The following is a 17,946-nucleotide window of genomic DNA, read 5'->3' on the forward strand; positions in this document are numbered from 1 at the left end:
GTACATTTTTTATCGAATGGCGCGTTGCTCTTTAATCACTTTCAAGTTGGAAAGTGTAGCATCTTCTGGGCCTTGGACAGGAAGGCCAGCTTTCAAGTTTTCTTTCACATAGGCGAGGTTTTCTTCACTGATCAATTCCCCTGGGCTAAGAATAGGGATGCCTGGAGGATAGACCATAATAAACTCGGCAATAATCCGGCCAACTGATTCATCGAATGGCACTGTTTCTGTTTGCGCATAAAAAGCTTCACGGGGCGAAAGAGCGAGCGTTGGAATATTGGCGACATGGACAGGTAAAGATGCACAACGATTAGCCGTTGAAGAAAATTCCAGCGCCAGTTGCGTTAACGCTCTAAGCAACAAAGCAAGCTTTTCCTCTGTATCGCCAATGGTAATGATGCAAAGAATATTGTACAAGTCGGAAAGTTCAACTTCAATATTGTAATGGTCCCGTAGCCAAACTTCTGCGGCAAAACCAGAAATGTTTAAGCCTTTTAAAGAGATTAACAGCTTCGTGGGATCATGGGAAAATACGGCAGACCCACAGAGTTTTTCGCTGCCAAGGCAGTAGAGGCCGTCAATTTCATTAATTGCATGGCGCATCCAAATCGACAATTCGATTGTCTCATCGAGGAGTTGGGCTCCTTTAGTAGCCAAATGTTTTCTCGCCACATCCAGGGAGGCAAGGAGTAAATAAGATGTCGAAGTGGTTGTCAACATGCTCATAACGGCCGTTGTATGTTCAACGGATACAAGCCCGGCACGAACATTTAATATGGAGCTTTGTGTAAGCGAGCCTCCTAATTTATGCACGCTCGTCGCTGCCATATCTGCTCCTGCTTGCATTGCGCTTAGCGGCAGACGATCATTAAAATGGATGTGTACGCCATGTGCTTCATCAACAAGTACAGGAATGCCTGCTTGATGGGCTAATTCCACAATCGCCTTTAAATCGCAAGTAAACCCGTAGTAAGTAGGGTTGATCACAAGGACGGCTTTTGCGTCAGGATGAGCGCGTATTGCTTTGGCAACAGACTCCGTCGCCACTCCGTGAGCAATCCCATGTTCAAAGTCGAGTTCTGGATGGATAAACACAGGCAATGCCCCACAAAAAATAATTGCTGACATAACGGATTTATGAACGTTGCGAGGGACAATAATTTTATCGCCAGGCCCGCATACGCTCATGATCATAGTCATGATGGCCCCGCTTGTGCCTTGTACAGAGAAAAATGTATAATCAGCTCCAAATGCTTTCGCTGCCAATTGCTGAGACTGGTCGATGATTCCATGAGGATGATGTAAGTCATCGAGAGGTGCAATGTTAATCAAGTCAATGGACAGCGCTTCTTCGCCCATAAAATTGCGAAAATCTGCGTCCATGCCTGCTCCTCGTTTATGGCCTGGTATATGAAAAGGGATTGGCTCTTTTTTGGCATATTCGGTTAAACCCGTAAATAACGGGGTTTGTTCTTGGTCGTGTCCCATGAAGGCCACCTCACTTAAGGAAATTGAAGCTTATACAAAGCAAACAAGAAGAGTATAGCAAACTGGAGCGCATTTGCCTACGGATAGAAAAATGGAAAGGGGGGTGTGGACATGAATATTCCAATTAATTACGACTGGTCGCAAGAAGAGATTGTCGTTGTCGCTGAGTTTTTTGACCGTATCGCGCTTGCTGTAGAGCAAGGCGTGAACGCCGGGGAAATCAAGGCTCACTATAACCGGTTCAAAGGGGTGGTACCTGCTAAGTCTGAAGAAAAACAGCTATTCCGGGAAGTAGATGAGCAACTGGGTATTTCCTGTTATAAAATCGTGAAGCGAGCACTGGAAGCAGCGGAACATGAGCTTATAAAAGGCTAACGAAAAAGCCAGTCGATTGTTGTCCGACTGGCTGTTCGTCAATGTGTAGGGGCGGCAGCGGTTAGCGAGAGCTGGTAAAGAGGCAACAGCGTTTTGACTGTTTCGCGAATAGCGTCCATAAGCTGCTCGCCATTCTCGACTGTTTCGCTCCCTTTTGCAAAATGGCGTCCAACGAGCCATTCTGCTTTTTTAACGTCGCGGAACCGTTCAAGAGATTGGGTTAAATTAAGCTCTGACAATGGGTTTGCTTCTTTTTTTGTGTGGTCAACGGAAACGACATAATCAGAAGGGACGACCTCTTCTATAAGCGGTTTGTTTTCCAAAAAGGTTTTGGCGATGTTGCCTTTTTCCGGCAGCTCGTAAATAAACGCTAGCCAAATAAAGAGATGGTCATCAAACAACCCGACTTGAAAATGGGGGTGTTTTTTGTAGCCCCGTTTATTGCCCGCAACAGCAAGCCACGTATCATTCGGCGGATTTGTCGTTCTCCTTGCATGTTGGGCAATGTGCAAAAACATCTCATTCCCTAATAGCGTCGAGAGCTCGTCTCTAAGTTCTGCGCCAATCACTTGGAATTTTGGCTGTATATTTGAACGGATTGCGGCCATTCTTTCCTCTAGACCATCGATTAAAAATGTCTCAAAGTCTGATTTTGTAAACCCAGGTAGCGGCATACGTATACACTCCTTTCGTCTATAGGATAGCTTGATGAAGAAAAAAGATCAAATCGCTTGTTTTGCCTTTCCGTTTGTTTTGTTTTCAATTTATGCCATAATAGAAGCAACAGTAGATAAGATATAGGAGGCTTGTATGGAGACGACATGGGTAGAACTTGAAAGGCAAGCACGTGCGTGGATCGTTGAGGCGGGAGACGCAATTAAGCAAGCGCTTCACCAGCCGTTTCACATTGATGCCAAATCGGGCCCTAATGATTTGGTAACCGATGTGGATAAAAGCACGGAATCGTTTTTTTATGACAATATTGTAGCCACGTATCCAAACCATCATTTCCTTGGCGAAGAAGGGGTTGCCGATCGCCTTGATACGCTAGACGGCATTGTATGGATTATCGACCCGATTGACGGCACAATGAACTTTGTCCACCAAAAACGAAATTTTGCGATCTCTGTAGGCATTTACGAAAACGGAAAGGGGAAAGTCGGACTTGTTTATGATGTGATGTCAGGCGAGCTATTTCACGCTATCGAAGGTGTTGGCTTTTTCATCAATGACAGAAAACAATCGCCTGCAAAAGGAAATGAGTTAGCTCAGTCGGTAATCGGCATTAATGGCAATTGGCTTGTGAAGGACAACTTGCCGATCCAGCCTGACTTGGTAGACATCGCTAAAGCATGCCGGGGAACACGCAGTTACGGATCTGCGGCCCTTGAAATGGCTTATGTAGCGAGCGGTTTACTGGATGCATACATAAGTCCAAAATTGTCCCCATGGGATTATGCTGGCGGCGCTGTTTTGTTGCAAGAAGCAGGATGCAAGACAACCCGTTTTAATGGAGAGGCATTGTCGCTGCTGGAAAGAGGGTCAATAGTCGCTGCAAAACCGGCTTTGCATGAAACATTAGTAGCCACATACTTGCATAAGGGGGAGAGCACATGAAAGTAGGATTTATTGGCCTGGGAACAATGGGGTTGCCGATGACGCGCCATTTAGTGGAGGCAGGCTATGAGACATATGTCGTCAGTCGCAGCCGTGGACCAATTGAAAAAGCGCTTGCATTTGGCGCTGTGGAAGCGAGCTCGCCAAAAGCGTTAATGGAAACAGTTGATATTGTGATGACATGTTTGCCGCTACCGTCAACCATTCATGATGTTTATGACGGTGCGAATGGACTTATTGCCGGTGCTTCGCCAGGCAAAATCGTCATTGACCATTCCACTGTGGACCGTGCGACTAACGAATGGGCGAGCAGCCGCTTAAAAGAAAAAGGAGCTTCGTTTCTAGATGCGCCAATTAGCGGTGGGCCAATGGGAGCCGAAGCCGGCAATTTAACGATTATGTGCGGAGGCGAGGAAGACGCATACGAAAGGGCGCTGCCTGTGTTAAAGGCGTTTGGCGACTACATTGTTCGCGTAGGCGAGACAGGGAGCGGCACGACGGTAAAGTTGCTCAACAACATGCTTATTGGCGTTCATCAGTCGGCGCTGGCAGAATGTTATGTCATGGCTGAAAAAGCCGGTGTTGATCCGGCTGTTGCCTATGAAGTTATTAAGCGAAGCGCTGGCTTTTCCAAAAGCATGGACTGGGCTGTAAATGCAATTTTGGACAGGCAATTTGAAGCCCGTTTTTCCATTAACTTGCTTCATAAAGATATCGGCTTGGCCTTAAAGTTGGCAGACGACATTGGTATGCCACTGGACGTCGTTAAATTAGGTGCTGAAAAAGTCGCAAAGGCAAAAGAAAAGTACGGAGACCAAGATGTTAGCGCTATTATTCGACCGCTAGAAGAAGCAACAGGGACGATTGTGAAACGCCATAAAAAAGAGAGCCATTGACCGGTCAGTGGCTCTCTTTTCATTTAAAAAGAGTTATGGTTCGATTCATTTTTTTTCCTGCGGCTAAAGCCGAGTCCCATTGAAAGGAAAATACCTAAAATCGCAACAATGGCTATAACGAGACTCCGCTCTGCCACTGCAACGCCAATTGCCATAATGCACAATACCGTTATAATTGAAAGCGTTAAAAACAATAGATTCTCTTTTTTCAAAACGGGCCTCCTTCCCTCGCTATTGATTAGTTTACCGTGATCCGCGAAAAAGGGAAAGTAAAGACTGTGACAAAACGGAAAACATTTCGAAGCACGATCTTTACGAACTTTCTTCAGCAATTGAAGTAGGAAAGGGGCTCAATTTGTGGTATACTTGTACAGTTAAAAGCCTGAATGAGAGAGAACCTTTCATCCATGATCGCCCATAGCCTTCCAGTATGGATGGATAAAATGGGCTTAACATAGAAGGAGAGAAAAAACATGACTGTACGCGAAGAGTTGCGTAATATTGCGATCATTGCCCACGTTGACCACGGAAAAACGACATTAGTGGATGAACTCTTAAAACAATCTGGCACATTTTTGCAACATGAAACTGTGCAAGAAAGGGCAATGGATTCGAATGCGATTGAAAAAGAACGAGGCATTACCATTTTAGCAAAAAATACAGCAATCAATTACAAAGGAACACGTATCAACATCATGGATACGCCAGGACACGCCGACTTTGGAGGCGAAGTTGAGCGGATTATGAAAATGGTTGACGGTGTTCTTCTTGTCGTCGATGCTTACGAAGGCTGCATGCCGCAAACGCGTTTTGTTTTGAAAAAAGCACTTGAGCAAAAGCTGGCACCGATTGTAGTCGTGAATAAAATTGATCGCCCTGCAGCCCGGCCGAATGAAGTCGTGGATGAAGTCATTGATTTGTTTATCGATTTAGGCGCAGATGAAGACCAGCTTGATTTTCCGGTTGTCTACACTTCTGCTATAAATGGAACGGCATCCTTAACGCCAGAAAAGCAAGACGAAAACATGGATGCTCTTTTCCAAACGGTTGTTGAGCATATTCCTGCCCCAGTAGACAATAGCGATGAGCCATTGCAGCTGCAAATTACGTTGCTTGATTACAACGATTATGTTGGCCGTATTGGGATTGGCCGAGTATTTAGAGGCACGATTAAAGTGGGCCAGCAAGTGGCTCTCATGAAGCTTGACGGCACAGTCAAACAATTTCGAGTCACAAAACTGTTCGGCTTTCTTGGCTTAAAACGCACTGAAATTAGCGAAGCACGAGCTGGCGATTTGGTGGCTGTTTCGGGAATGGAAGAAATTAATGTTGGCGAAACGGTTTGTCCGATAGAGCATCAAGATGCGTTGCCACCGTTACGGATCGATGAACCGACACTTAAAATGACATTCCTAGTCAATAATTCACCTTTTGCCGGGAGCGAAGGGAAATTTGTAACAAGCCGTAAACTAGAAGAACGGCTTAAAGCCGAATTAGAAACCGATGTTAGTTTGCGCGTAGAAAACACAGACTCCCCTGATATGTGGGTTGTCTCAGGGCGTGGCGAGCTGCACTTGTCCATTTTAATTGAAAACATGCGCCGTGAAGGGTATGAACTACAAGTATCCAAACCGGAAGTCATTATCCGCGAAGTCGATGGTGTCCGTTGCGAACCGGTAGAACGTGTGCAAATTGATGTGCCAGAGGAATACCAAGGTGCTGTTATGCAATCTCTTGGGGAGCGCAAAGGCGAAATGGTGAACATGGCCAACACAGGAAGTGGACAAGTTCGGCTTGAATTTCTCGTACCTGCTCGTGGGTTGATCGGTTATACAACTGAGTTTTTAACGCAAACACGAGGGTACGGGATTTTAAACCATTCATTTGATTCCTATCAGCCGGTTACTGCTGGCCAAGTTGGCGGTCGACGCCAAGGAGTGCTTGTATCCATTGAAACAGGAAAAGCGACCCAATATGGGATTATCAATGTAGAAGACCGAGGCACCATCTTTGTAGAACCAGGCACAGAAATCTACGAAGGCATGATTGTTGGCGAGCATACACGGGAAAATGACTTGACTGTCAACATTACGAAAATGAAGCAGCAGACAAATATCCGTTCTGCGACTAAAGAGCACACGGTCACGATGAAACGGCCGCGCATTTTGACGCTAGAAGAAGCGCTTGAGTACTTGAATGATGATGAATACTGCGAAATGACGCCCCAATCGATTCGCTTGCGCAAAAAAATCTTGAACAAATCAGAACGGGAACGGGAAGAAAAACGGAGAAAAATCGCTTCAAGTAAGTGATCATTATCATTATTGGTGAGGAAGGGCTGAAAAGAACATGGAATTTCTAGCTGAGCAAACGGTTCCGCTTGAAAGCATGCCGTGGCTTATGCAAGCGACGTACGAGAACCCATGGATTGGTTTTATTGCTTTTGTAGCGACAATCGTCCTTTGTGTGATCGTTTTCAATCTCGGTTTTGCGAGGAAACTGCCATTGTTGAAAATGGTCGTTGTTTACGTTTTGTTAGTCATTGGCAGTTTCGGGCTCTGGTTTTTGGAATTCATTTTTGGCGCGCCGATTTTAGCTGTATTAGCCATCTCTGCTGTCGTGCTAGGCATTTACCGTTTTCGGCTGCACCTCCACCGCAAAGAAAAATCGCAAAATGTATAAACGAAAAGTGATCGTACCAAACAGGCGGCTGAATACGCCTAGCGTTTAAAAAGAGTGACTGGCTCTATGGCCAGTCACTCTTTTCTTTTTGATGGGGGGTATAAAATAAGCCAGTCGCTTTGCGCTCGATCGTCCGTTTTTCAATTCTTGCTTTACAAGAGTCGCACATATAGGTATGGATAGGACGGTTGCGCAGCCGTTTGGCAAGGGTGCTAAAATCTTCAATATCATTAATTTTGTCGCACATGACACATTTTACTTTCAATTTTGGCTGCACCTCCTCGAGTTTTATATGGATGGATGATCCAATTTCTTGATGAAAAACAGGCAGATACGGATGGAGGAACTTGAACCGTTATTGTTATTGTAAACAATTTACGAAAAAAAAGAAACGCCCGCATTTCTTTCTAAACTTTCGTCTAAGTTGTTTTGCTCCTACATACGATAATGAAAAGGAGGCTTGCCTTAAAAAGGAAATCGAGCTGCACATGTCGGGAGGCGTATGATTTGGGGAAAGCTAATCAAATTTATGTATTAGACACAAATGTCCTGCTTCAAGATCCATATGCGATCTACCAATTTCAGCCGCATGAAGTGGTCATTCCCGCTGTCGTATTGGAAGAAGTGGATTCTAAAAAGCGAAATATGGATGAAATCGGGCGCAATGCACGTTTGATCGCAAAAATGGTCGACCAATTGCGTGATGGCGGCAAACTCCATCAAGGGGTCGTCCTTGATCGGGGCGGGGTATTCCGGGTGGAGCTAAATCATCGCTCTTTCAAGCATTTAAAAGATAGCTTTGCTGAAATGACAAATGACAATCGCATCATTGCGGTTGCCTTAAATTTGCAGAAGGAAGAGAATGAAAAAGCAAACGGATGTGAAGTCGTGCTTGTCAGCAAAGACGCGCTAGTTCGCGTTAAGGCAGATGCGTTTGATTTAAGAACAGAAGATTTTCTAAATGATCGCGTGATTGAAACAGATAAAGGCTATGATGGTTTTGAAACTTGCTATGTCGACCAGGAAGTCATCGACCAATTTTACAAAAGTGGCCAAGTGTCTGTGACAATGTTGCCTGACCGCTCCTTTTTCCCAAACCAATTTGTCGTTTTAAAAGACCACGTCCAACCTTCTAGTTCAGCGCTTGGAAAAGTCGATTTGCTTGGCCATTCGATTAAACCGCTTGTAGGCGAGCATGAGCATGTATGGGGAATTCGCCCACGTAATGCCCAGCAAAAGATGGCATTGGAGCTTCTGTTGCGGACAGACTTGCCGCTTGTGACGATGATTGGAAAAGCCGGGACAGGCAAGACGTTATTGGCGCTTGCTGCGGGGCTTTTGCAAACGGAAGACCTCCACCTTTATAAAAAGCTTGTTGTCGCCCGCCCTGTCGTCCCACTCGGCAAAGACATCGGCTATTTGCCAGGCGAGAAAGAGGAAAAACTAAAACCTTGGATGCAGCCTATTTACGATAATCTTGAATTTTTATTTGACACAAAAAAGCCAGGCGAGCTGGATCGGATTCTAGCGGGAATGAGTTCGATTCAAGTAGAGGCGCTTACTTACATTCGGGGCAGGAGCATTCCCGACCAGTTCATCATTATTGATGAAGCGCAAAATTTAACGAAACACGAAGTGAAGACGATATTAACGAGAGTTGGGGAACGCAGCAAAATTGTATTGATGGGGGACCCTGAACAAATTGACCACCCGTATTTGGATGAATATACAAATGGGCTAACGTATGCAGTGGAAACGTTTAAAAAAGAAGCGCTGAGCGGACATGTTCGATTGATCAAAGGAGAACGCTCAGCGCTAGCGCAACTTGCCGCGGACTTGCTTTAGACGAACACGATTTCGCGAACGCGGCGAACGGGTTCTTTGCTGCTGCCATCGGCAACATACACATGGACAGGGCCATCCTCTTTTAAAGGCTGGCCTTTTTCGGAAAAAGCAGCAATGAACGAATCGCCTTGCTCAATGCTGAAAGGAAACGTTTTGCCATCCGTCGTGCGTATTTCGATTGCTGTTGCACTTTCTTCTGGAGCGGCATTGCGGATAAAGGGCTTTAGTGGCATGCCAAAAGAACCGTTTGTCCATTTTTGCCGTTCAAAAGCAATTTGATTCGAATCACGGTTGGGGTTCGGTGGCTCAGAGCCTTCAAGCATTTCCTTATCCCATCTTTTTGCTACTGCTTTCGTGTAGCTTACTAAATCATTGTCATCAGGCAAGCCTTCTTCACTTTGAAAAAACGCTTCCAAATCAATTTTTCGCTCATCAAATATCCATACAGTCGGGTCAATCGTTAGTGGTCTAGCGACTTTTCCTGAAATAAAAAACACAAACTCTTCCATTGAAGCACCCTCCATTTTTACACCGTACCAAAAGTATAGCGGGGAATAGCGCAATTGTCACGGCTTCTGCCTGTTCGAAACTGGGGAAAAAGATTGCAATTTCGGGGAAACAAAGATACTATGTAAGTAGAACGAACATTTAGCCAAGGAGGGGACACCTTGACGACGAATGCTGTGACTAGCCAGAGCGAGAAAGCGTACGCGCTCTTGCAGGCAGATGCAGAAAAAATTCAGAAACTCATTGAAGTGCAGCTAGAAAATTTGACGATGCCGCAATGCCCCCTCTACGAAGAGGTTTTAGATACGCGGATGTTTGGCTTGTCAAGGGAAATTGACTTTGCCATCCGTCTTGAATTAGTAGAGGAAGAAAAAGGGAAAATGATTTTAAGCGAATTGGAACGCAAACTTGCGCTGCTGCATGAAGCTTCTATGAGAAAATAAAAACCGGGCAACTTGCCCGGTTTTTCTGCAATCCGAGCATCGATGATGGACGAGTTAGGAGCGAAATAAAAATTTTAGATTGACAGAAAGGCAAGTAATATAGCGGATCTAGCTTTTTTTTTTAGCCTGAAACGAAAAAATTTTTAACTTTATAGTTGCCAAATCGACAAAAATCGTTCAAAGTATAAAAAAAGAAAAAAGCTTGTTTGAAACGAGTTGGGGAGGTAGTCGTTATGAATGCATTAAAATCGATTAAAAAAGTGCTCGTTGCAAATCGTGGGGAAATCGCTATTCGGATTTTTCGAGCATGTTCAGAGTTGAACATCCGCACTGTCGCTATCTATTCAAAAGAGGACACAGGTGCTTTTCACCGCTATAAAGCGGATGAAGCCTATCTTGTTGGCGAAGGGAAAAAGCCGATTGATGCTTATCTTGACATTGAAGACATCATTGCGACAGCAAAAGCACATGACGTCGACGCGATTCACCCAGGCTATGGGTTTTTGTCAGAGAATATCGAATTCGCCAGACGTTGTCAGGAAGAAGGGCTGATTTTTGTCGGACCTGAGCTTGAGCACCTTCGTATGTTTGGTGACAAAATACAAGCCCGGGAACAAGCGTTAAAAGCAGGGTTGCCTGTCATTCCAGGAAGCGATGGCCCAGTTGCTAGCTTAGAGGAAGTTCAAGCGTTTGCTGACGAGCACGGCTATCCGTTTATCATCAAAGCTTCCTTAGGCGGAGGCGGTCGCGGCATGCGTATTGTCCGCGAAGAAAAGGATGTAAAAGAATCGTATGAACGGGCGAAGTCTGAAGCGAAATCAGCGTTCGGCAACGATGAAGTGTATGTAGAAAAATTTGTCGAACGCCCTAAACATATCGAAGTGCAAATTTTAGCTGATAAGCACGGAAATATTGTCCACTTGTATGAACGGGACTGTTCGGTGCAACGGCGCCATCAGAAAGTAGTCGAAATCGCGCCAAGCGTATCCCTGTCCGATGAAGTGCGAACCAATATTTGCGATGCAGCCGTCAACTTGATGAAAAATGTCGGCTACGTAAACGCCGGTACGGTTGAGTTTCTCGTCACCGATGACGGAACATTCTATTTTATTGAAGTCAATCCTCGTGTCCAAGTGGAACACACGATTACGGAAATGATTACTGGCATCGACATCGTCCAGTCGCAGTTGAAAATTGCCGACGGTTACAAACTCCATGAAAAAGAACTCGACATTCCTAAACAAGAAGATATCGCTTGTTTTGGCTACGCGATCCAGTCACGGGTAACGACAGAAGACCCTGCAAATGGATTTATGCCGGATACGGGAAGAATCAATGCCTATCGTTCAAGTGGCGGCTTTGGTGTGCGCCTTGATGCTGGAAACGGGTTTCAAGGCGCTGTCATTAGCCCCCACTACGATTCGTTACTCGTAAAAGTATCAACGTGGGCATTAACGTTTGAGGCTGCTGCCTTGAAGATGGTACGCAATCTACGGGAATTTCGGATTCGCGGCATTAAAACAAATATTGCATTCTTGGAAAATGTCGTCACCCACCCGCAATTTTTAAATGGCGAATACAATACTCATTTTATAGACGAAACACCTGAGCTATTTGTCTTTCCTAAACGAAAAGACCGGGGGACAAAAATGTTGTCCTTTATCGGAGAGACGGTCGTGAACGGTTATCCAGGCTTGGAAAAAGGGGAAAAGCCGCTGTTTGACAAACCGGTTGTCCCTGCTTTTAATAAAAACGAGCCGATACCAGCGGGCACAAAGCAAATTTTAGATGAGCGAGGGCCAGAAGGATTAGCGAATTGGGTAAAGCAAGAGCAAAAAGTGCTGTTGACCGATACGACATTCCGCGATGCCCACCAGTCGCTGCTGGCGACACGCGTTCGCACATATGATTTAAAGAAAATTGCTGAACCTACAGCGCGCTTGCTTCCTGATTTGTTTTCTCTTGAGATGTGGGGCGGAGCGACTTTTGATGTCGCGATGCGTTTTCTGCATGAGAATCCGTGGGAACGGCTTCTTACGTTGCGTGAAAAAGTGCCTAATGTGCTGTTCCAAATGCTTTTACGCGCCTCTAATGGCGTCGGTTATACAAGCTACCCTGACAACGTCATTGCTGATTTTGTCCAGAAGTCAGCTGAAGCAGGCATCGACGTTTTCCGGATCTTTGACAGCTTAAACTGGGTTGAAGCAATGAAGCCAGCCATTGAGGCTGTGCGAGCGAGCGGAAAAGTGGCAGAAGCTGCTGTATGCTACACGGGCGATATTTTGGACAAAAATCGCGATAAATATGATTTAAATTATTACAAAAAAATGGCCAAAGAATTAGAAGCGTCAGGCGCCCATATTCTTGCCATTAAAGATATGGCTGGTTTGTTAAAACCGGAGGCGGCCTACCAACTTGTCTCTGAGTTAAAAGAAGCAGTCGACATTCCGATTCATTTGCATATGCATGACACGAGCGGCAACGGTATTTTTACCTATGCCCGTGCCGTCGATGCAGGCGTTGATATTGTCGATGTCGCCGTCAGCTCCATGGCAGGCCTGACTTCACAACCAAGCGCAAACAGCTTATATTATGCATTAGCGGAAAAAAGCCGCCAACCAAAAATGGATGTTGGCAATTATGAAAAGCTCGATCAATTTTGGCATGAAACACGTAAATTTTACCGAGGGTTTGAAAGCGGCATGAATGCTCCTCATACAGAAGTGTATGAGCATGAAATGCCAGGGGGTCAATATAGCAACCTTCAGCAGCAAGCGAAAGCAGTTGGACTGTACAACCGTTGGAATGAAGTGAAACGAATGTACCGTCGCGTTAACGATTTGTTTGGCGATATTGTAAAAGTGACGCCATCCTCCAAAGTAGTTGGCGATATGGCCCTTTACATGGTACAAAATGATTTGACAGAAGAAGCAATTTTTGAGCGTGGCGAAAGCCTTGACTTTCCTGATTCCGTAGTGGAGTTTTTCCAAGGGCAATTAGGCCAACCTTACAAAGGCTTTCCTGAAAAGCTGCAGCGTATTATTTTAAAAGGCAAGCAGCCTATTGAGGGGCGCCCTGGCGAACATATGAAGCCAGTGGACTTTAAAGCAGTTGGCAAAAGCTTATTTGAAGAGCTTGGCCGTCAAGTAACGAGCCACGACGTGCTCTCCTATGCCTTATATCCAAAAGTGTTTATGGAGTATGAGCAATTTTGCCAACGGTTTGGCGATGTGTCCGTCCTGGATACGCCGACATTCTTTTACGGCCTCCATTTAGGCGAGGAAATTGAAGTGGAAATTGAACGTGGAAAAACGTTAATTGTCAAGCTTGTCTCTGTGTCAGACCCACAACCAGACGGGACGCGGATCGTCTATTTTGAACTGAATGGGCAACCTCGTGAAGTTCATATTCAAGATTTGGATGTGAAAACAACAGCTGTGACACGTCCGAAAGCTGAGAAAAACAACCCGAGCCATATTGGCGCTTCAATGCCAGGAACGGTCATTAAGGCCCTTGTAGCTGAAGGCGACAAAGTGGAAAAAGGCGACCATTTGATGATTACAGAAGCGATGAAAATGGAGACAACTGTCCAAGCAGCCATTAGCGGTACGGTTAAAAAAGTGTATGCACGAGACGGAGAGTCGATTTCAACAGGCGACTTGCTCATTGAGCTTTCTGAGTAACTTTAATTAACGGTAGCGTTTATCAAACAGACAGCGCTTGTCAGTCAAGAGGCGAAACCGAGTGAATAAGCAAATGGACGAGGGAAGCAACGTAGAATGTGGAACCGAGCGTTTGTCTACAACCTAAACCGGCTGGGCACTAGCCCAACCGGTTTTGGCGTTTTTTATTTAGCTTTGTGCCGCGTGACAAGCATGACCATGTAACAGAGCAATGTAAACAGGAGCGAAATGAGCAACGCATGGAAAATCCCGAGTGTTAGCGTTGCATTATATGTCAGGACAACGGCGGCACCTGAAGCGGCCTGACCAATAACGAGCAGCATCGCTAGGCTAGCGCAAACGACGAGCACGCGGGAAGCCCGGAACGTTTTTACCGTCCAAATAAATAAAACGACCAAGAGTAGTGAAAGCAAGATCGCAGCGCTACGGTGCAAGAGCTGGACGCCGATCGCTTCAGTAAACACATCTGGAACCCACTGCCCATTGCAAAGGGGGAAGCCTGAGCAAGCAAGCGTTGCGTTCGTATGTTTCACGTAAGCGCCTGTATAGATTGCTACATAGGAATAAATCGCTACAAAAATAACATAGCCTTTGTATGCCTTTGAGACAATTGGTGCATACTGCTTTTGGGGATTGCTATCTTCAAAAGCGAGCCTCGTTAATAGCACAACCGATGCAAATGATAATGCAGAAAAGCCAAAGTGAAGCGCCATGATTAAATCAGACTGGCCAAACACAACCGCTCCTGCACCTAGCAAACCTTGAAAAATGATCATAAAGACGGAAATAATCGCGAGAAAGCGAGTTTCTGGCATATGCTTTAGGCGACGCCATGACCAAATCGCCATTGCGATCACAAGCATGCCGACGATGCCGGCGACAAGGCGGTGTGAAAACTCAATGACCGTCTCAGGAGGCGGGTCGAGAGGGATGACTTGGCCAAAACATAAGGGCCATGTTTGCCCACAACCTTCACCAGAACCTGTATTCGTGACGAGGGCGCCTTGGATGAGCACCAACAGCACGCCGAGCGAGGTGATAACGCCTAATCTTTTTAATCCTTTATGCAATCGTTTCACCTTTCCTTCTATAATCTTATCGAAAAATATGGTAAAGTTAGAGTGGGTCTTGAAAATGCTTCTTCCATCTTAAAAAAGGTACTAGGTAAAGTCAATTTTTCAGCTGCGAACATTCTTTGACGGTTTCAATTGTGACATTTACGTGAACAAAAGGAATATGATGAAACCGTCCCCATTTTGCGTTATAATCAAAAAGACAGTTTTTACAAGGCTGCCTGACAACTAGGTACCAATCGTTAGCACAGTTTGCAATCCTAAGTGTTTTCTGTTAAATCGGAGTGCTGAAAAATGAATACGGTTGCGTAAAGTGCTTGTAAAAACGAGTTTTCGTTCGCTGTTGGCAAAAAAAGAGATTGAGACAATGTGAAAAAGAAAGTGAGGGGCTTTGATGAGAAAACAGATATGGCGGCTTGTACCGGTAGCACTAATGCTGTTTTTGCTTTCAGGCTGTCTAGGGGAAGAAAACCTGACTGCGCTTGACCCTAAAGGGCCTGCAGCACAATGGATTTATGACAACATGCTGTTGTCGATAGCAGTTATGACGTTCGTCTCCATTGTTGTATTTGTGATTTTTTTCCTCGTCATTTTTAAATTCCGTCGCAAAGATGGCGATGACGTACTGCCGAAGCAAGTGCACGGGAATACGGCGATGGAAATTACATGGACCGTTATTCCGATCATTTTGCTAATCATTTTATTCATTCCTACTGTTACAGGAACGTTTGATTTCCATGTGAATGCGGATCCAAGCGAACATGAGGACGCAGTGTACATAAAAGTAACTGGTCATCAATACTGGTGGCAATTTGATTATGAAGAAGGCTTTACAGCTGGACAAGAGGTGTATATCCCTGCAGGGGAAGATGTCGTATTTGAACTGAATGCCGAAGATGTGATCCACTCTTTCTGGGTGCCGGCTCTTGGCGGGAAAATCGACAATATTCCAGGGGTAACCAATGCATTGACGCTTAATGCCGACGAACCAGGCGTCTATAAAGGCAAATGTGCTGAACTTTGTGGGCCGTCCCATGCGCTCATGGATTTTAAAGTGATTGCTTTGGAACGCGATGAGTACGACGCTTGGGTGGAAGACATGCTTGCCGTTGAACAAGAAGCTACTGCTGCCAATGCAGAAGCGGGCTATGAAGCTTTCCAAGAAAATGCCTGCATTTCTTGTCATGCCATTGGCGGACAAGGCATGGCGACAGGGCCAGCGCTGACCAACTTTGGCGATCGCCAAACGCTTGCTGGCGTCTATGACATCGACGACGACGAGCTATTGAAAGAATGGATTCGAGACCCGCAATCTTTGAAGCAAGGCAACAACATGCCAGCTCATCCCGACATTAGCGACGAAGATCTCGACGCGATCGTCGAGTACTTGCGCTCGTTACAAGTGCGGGGAGCCGATCAAGAGTATTAATATAGAAAGAACGGGTAAAGGAGGGTCTTAGATTGGCTAGTTATAAAAAAGAAAAAAGCGTTATTTGGGATTGGCTGACGACAGTCGACCATAAGAAACTCGGCATTATGTATTTAATTGCCGGAACGCTTTTCTTTGTTAAAGCAGGGTTGATGGCTGTGTTTATGCGGATACAGCTCATGTTTCCTGAAAATACGTTTTTAAGCGGCCAGACGTTTAATGAATTTATTACGATGCATGGCACAATCATGTTGTTTTTGGCAGCGACGCCTTTGTTGTTTGGTTTTATGAACTACTTCATTCCTTTGCAAATTGGCGCCCGCGACGTCGCGTTTCCGTTTGTAAACGCGCTCGGATTTTGGATTTTTATGTCGGGCGGGCTGCTTTTATCACTTAGCTGGTTCTTTGGCGGCGGTCCTGATGCAGGCTGGACAGCTTACGTGCCGTTGTCACTAAATGAAAACCAGCTTGGCCTCGACTTTTACGTACTTGGCTTACAAGTCTCGGGGATTGGGACATTAATATCTGCGATTAACTTCCTCGTGACGATTATTAACATGCGTGCACCAGGTATGACGATGATGCGCTTGCCGTTGTTCGTTTGGACATCATTCGTCACGTCGACGTTGATTTTGTTTGCCTTTACGCCTCTAGCGGCCGGGCTTGCTTTGCTTATGCTTGAACGCATATTCGATGCCCAGTTTTTCAACCCGACAGCAGGAGGGAATGTCGTCATATGGCAACATATTTTCTGGATCTTCGGGCACCCAGAAGTGTACATTCTCGTTTTGCCAGCGTTCGGAATCATTTCTGAAGTTATTCCGGCCTTTTCACGCAAACGGCTTTTCGGTTACACAGCGATGGTATTCGCGACGATGATCATTGCCTTCCTTGGTTTCATGGTGTGGGCTCACCATATGTTTACAGTCGGTATCGGTCCAGTGGCTAACTCAATCTTTGCGATTGCTACAATGACCATTGCTGTTCCGACTGGTATTAAAATCTTTAACTGGCTCTTTACGATGTGGGGCGGCAAAATCACATTCAATACGTCGATGTTGTTTGCTTCTTCATTCGTGCCGACGTTCGTGCTTGGCGGTGTTACAGGGGTCATGCTCGCGATGGCGCCGGTAGACTATTTGTACCATGATACGTACTTTGTCGTTGCACACTTTCATTACATCATTGTCGGCGGGATTGTGTTTGCCCTATTTGCCGGATTGTTTTATTGGTATCCGAAAATGTTTAACCATAAGCTGAATGAGAAGATGGGAAAATGGTTTTTTGTTTTGTTTACAATCGGTTTCCATTTGACTTTCTTTATCCAGCATTTCCTTGGACTGATGGGAATGCCGCGCCGCGTTTATACATACCTTGGCGGCCAAGGCTTGGATGATTTCAACTTAATTAGTACAGTAGGCACATTCTTTATGTCAGCTGCTGTCATTTTGCTAGTCATTAATATTATTTATTCAGCGTTTAAAGGGGAGCGTGTCATTGGCATAAACGACCCGTGGGATGCACGGACGCTTGAATGGGCGACGCCAACGCCTGTGCCTGAATACAACTTTGCGCAAACGCCGCAAATTCGTTCCCTCGATCCACTTTTCTATGAAAAAGTGCATGGCGACGGAACAATGAAACCGGCAGAACCTGTAGGCGACATTCACATGCCAAACGGTTCAATTTTGCCGCTCATTATTTCGATTGGCCTTTTCTTTGGCGGTTTTGGCCTGATTATGTTGGAAATGGATAACCCAATTGTCAGCCCATGGATCGTTCTTGCCGTAGGTGCGGTCCTCACGTTCGGATCAATGGCGCTCCGGTCGATCAATGATGACCATGGCTATCATATTCCAAAAAGCGTCGTTCAGGCAGATTTGAAAAAATGGGGAGGTGGCAAATAAT

Annotated in this window: 16 protein-coding genes; 10 read left to right on the forward strand and 6 right to left on the reverse strand. The window is 45.5% G+C overall.

The window, feature by feature from the left end:
- Window positions 1-9: 9 nt before the first annotated feature.
- Window positions 10-1,488, reverse strand: coding sequence for an aminotransferase class I/II-fold pyridoxal phosphate-dependent enzyme (locus BC8716_RS15990; RefSeq protein ID WP_094427288.1), 1,479 nt, complete (start codon window positions 1,486-1,488; stop codon window positions 10-12).
- A 111-nt stretch (window positions 1,489-1,599) separates the two neighbouring features.
- On the opposite strand from BC8716_RS15990, the gene BC8716_RS15995 reads away from it, so the two are divergent.
- On the forward strand, window positions 1,600-1,863 hold the full coding sequence (locus tag BC8716_RS15995) for a UPF0223 family protein (protein WP_245849922.1): 264 nt from the start codon (window positions 1,600-1,602) through the stop codon (window positions 1,861-1,863).
- 38 nt (window positions 1,864-1,901) lie between these two features.
- On the opposite strand, the gene BC8716_RS16000 is transcribed toward BC8716_RS15995, so the two are convergent.
- Complete coding sequence (locus tag BC8716_RS16000; RefSeq protein WP_094427292.1) at window positions 1,902-2,537, reverse strand: DUF1054 domain-containing protein; 636 nt, start codon at window positions 2,535-2,537, stop codon at window positions 1,902-1,904.
- Window positions 2,538-2,673: 136 nt separating this feature from the next.
- On the opposite strand from BC8716_RS16000, the gene BC8716_RS16005 reads away from it, so the two are divergent.
- Window positions 2,674-3,480, forward strand: coding sequence for an inositol monophosphatase family protein (locus BC8716_RS16005; RefSeq protein WP_094427294.1), 807 nt, complete (start codon window positions 2,674-2,676; stop codon window positions 3,478-3,480).
- A complete protein-coding gene (locus tag BC8716_RS16010; protein WP_094427297.1) occupies window positions 3,477-4,376 on the forward strand; it encodes an NAD(P)-dependent oxidoreductase in 900 nt (299 codons plus the stop codon). The genes BC8716_RS16005 and BC8716_RS16010 overlap by 4 nt, the downstream gene beginning before the upstream one ends.
- Before the next feature lie 23 nt (window positions 4,377-4,399).
- On the opposite strand, the gene BC8716_RS16015 is transcribed toward BC8716_RS16010, so the two are convergent.
- On the reverse strand, window positions 4,400-4,588 hold the full coding sequence (locus BC8716_RS16015; protein WP_011247245.1) for a DUF5325 family protein: 189 nt from the start codon (window positions 4,586-4,588) through the stop codon (window positions 4,400-4,402).
- A gap of 261 nt (window positions 4,589-4,849) precedes the next feature.
- Between BC8716_RS16015 and typA the strand changes: the two genes are divergently transcribed.
- A complete protein-coding gene (gene typA, locus BC8716_RS16020; RefSeq protein ID WP_094427299.1) occupies window positions 4,850-6,688 on the forward strand; it encodes a translational GTPase TypA in 1,839 nt (612 codons plus the stop codon).
- 37 nt (window positions 6,689-6,725) lie between these two features.
- Entirely contained in the window at window positions 6,726-7,058 is a 333-nt protein-coding gene (locus BC8716_RS16025; protein WP_094427301.1) for a YlaH-like family protein, read from the forward strand.
- A 64-nt stretch (window positions 7,059-7,122) separates the two neighbouring features.
- Here the strand turns inward: BC8716_RS16025 and BC8716_RS16030 are convergent, their stop codons facing one another.
- The gene (locus BC8716_RS16030; RefSeq protein ID WP_011247242.1) at window positions 7,123-7,323 is read right to left on the reverse strand and encodes a YlaI family protein; all 201 of its coding nucleotides are present in this window, start codon (window positions 7,321-7,323) and stop codon (window positions 7,123-7,125) included.
- Window positions 7,324-7,565: 242 nt separating this feature from the next.
- On the opposite strand from BC8716_RS16030, the gene BC8716_RS16035 reads away from it, so the two are divergent.
- Window positions 7,566-8,903, forward strand: a complete 1,338-nt coding sequence (locus tag BC8716_RS16035; RefSeq protein WP_094427303.1) for a PhoH family protein — start codon at window positions 7,566-7,568, stop codon at window positions 8,901-8,903.
- Here the strand turns inward: BC8716_RS16035 and BC8716_RS16040 are convergent.
- Window positions 8,900-9,412 carry a hypothetical protein gene (locus tag BC8716_RS16040; protein ID WP_094427305.1) on the reverse strand — a complete coding sequence of 171 codons (513 nt, stop codon included), beginning with the start codon at window positions 9,410-9,412 and terminating at the stop codon, window positions 8,900-8,902. The genes BC8716_RS16035 and BC8716_RS16040 overlap by 4 nt on opposite strands.
- A 159-nt stretch (window positions 9,413-9,571) precedes the next feature.
- Here BC8716_RS16040 and BC8716_RS16045 point away from each other — a divergent pair, with 159 nt between their 5' ends.
- Together BC8716_RS16045 and pyc are read left to right on the forward strand one after the other, a co-directional pair.
- Window positions 9,572-9,853 carry an Fpa/YlaN family protein gene (locus BC8716_RS16045; RefSeq protein WP_011247239.1) on the forward strand — a complete coding sequence of 94 codons (282 nt, stop codon included), beginning with the start codon at window positions 9,572-9,574 and terminating at the stop codon, window positions 9,851-9,853.
- Window positions 9,854-10,086: 233 nt separating this feature from the next.
- Window positions 10,087-13,536, forward strand: coding sequence for a pyruvate carboxylase (pyc, locus tag BC8716_RS16050; protein ID WP_094427307.1), 3,450 nt, complete (start codon window positions 10,087-10,089; stop codon window positions 13,534-13,536).
- A gap of 164 nt (window positions 13,537-13,700) precedes the next feature.
- On the opposite strand, the gene BC8716_RS16055 is transcribed toward pyc, so the two are convergent.
- Window positions 13,701-14,606, reverse strand: coding sequence for a COX15/CtaA family protein (locus BC8716_RS16055; RefSeq protein WP_094429273.1), 906 nt, complete (start codon window positions 14,604-14,606; stop codon window positions 13,701-13,703).
- Window positions 14,607-15,003: 397 nt separating this feature from the next.
- On the opposite strand from BC8716_RS16055, the gene coxB reads away from it, so the two are divergent.
- Together coxB and ctaD are read left to right on the forward strand one after the other, a co-directional pair.
- Entirely contained in the window at window positions 15,004-16,038 is a 1,035-nt protein-coding gene (gene coxB, locus BC8716_RS16060) for a cytochrome c oxidase subunit II (protein ID WP_169715957.1), read from the forward strand.
- A gap of 32 nt (window positions 16,039-16,070) precedes the next feature.
- Window positions 16,071-17,945 (forward strand): cytochrome c oxidase subunit I, encoded by a 1,875-nt coding sequence (gene ctaD / locus BC8716_RS16065; RefSeq protein WP_094427311.1) that lies wholly within the window; start codon window positions 16,071-16,073, stop codon window positions 17,943-17,945.
- Window position 17,946 lies beyond the last annotated feature (1 nt).

The sequence above is a fragment of the Shouchella clausii genome (genome assembly GCF_002250115.1).
GTDB lineage: Bacteria > Bacillota > Bacilli > Bacillales > Bacillaceae_D > Shouchella > Shouchella clausii.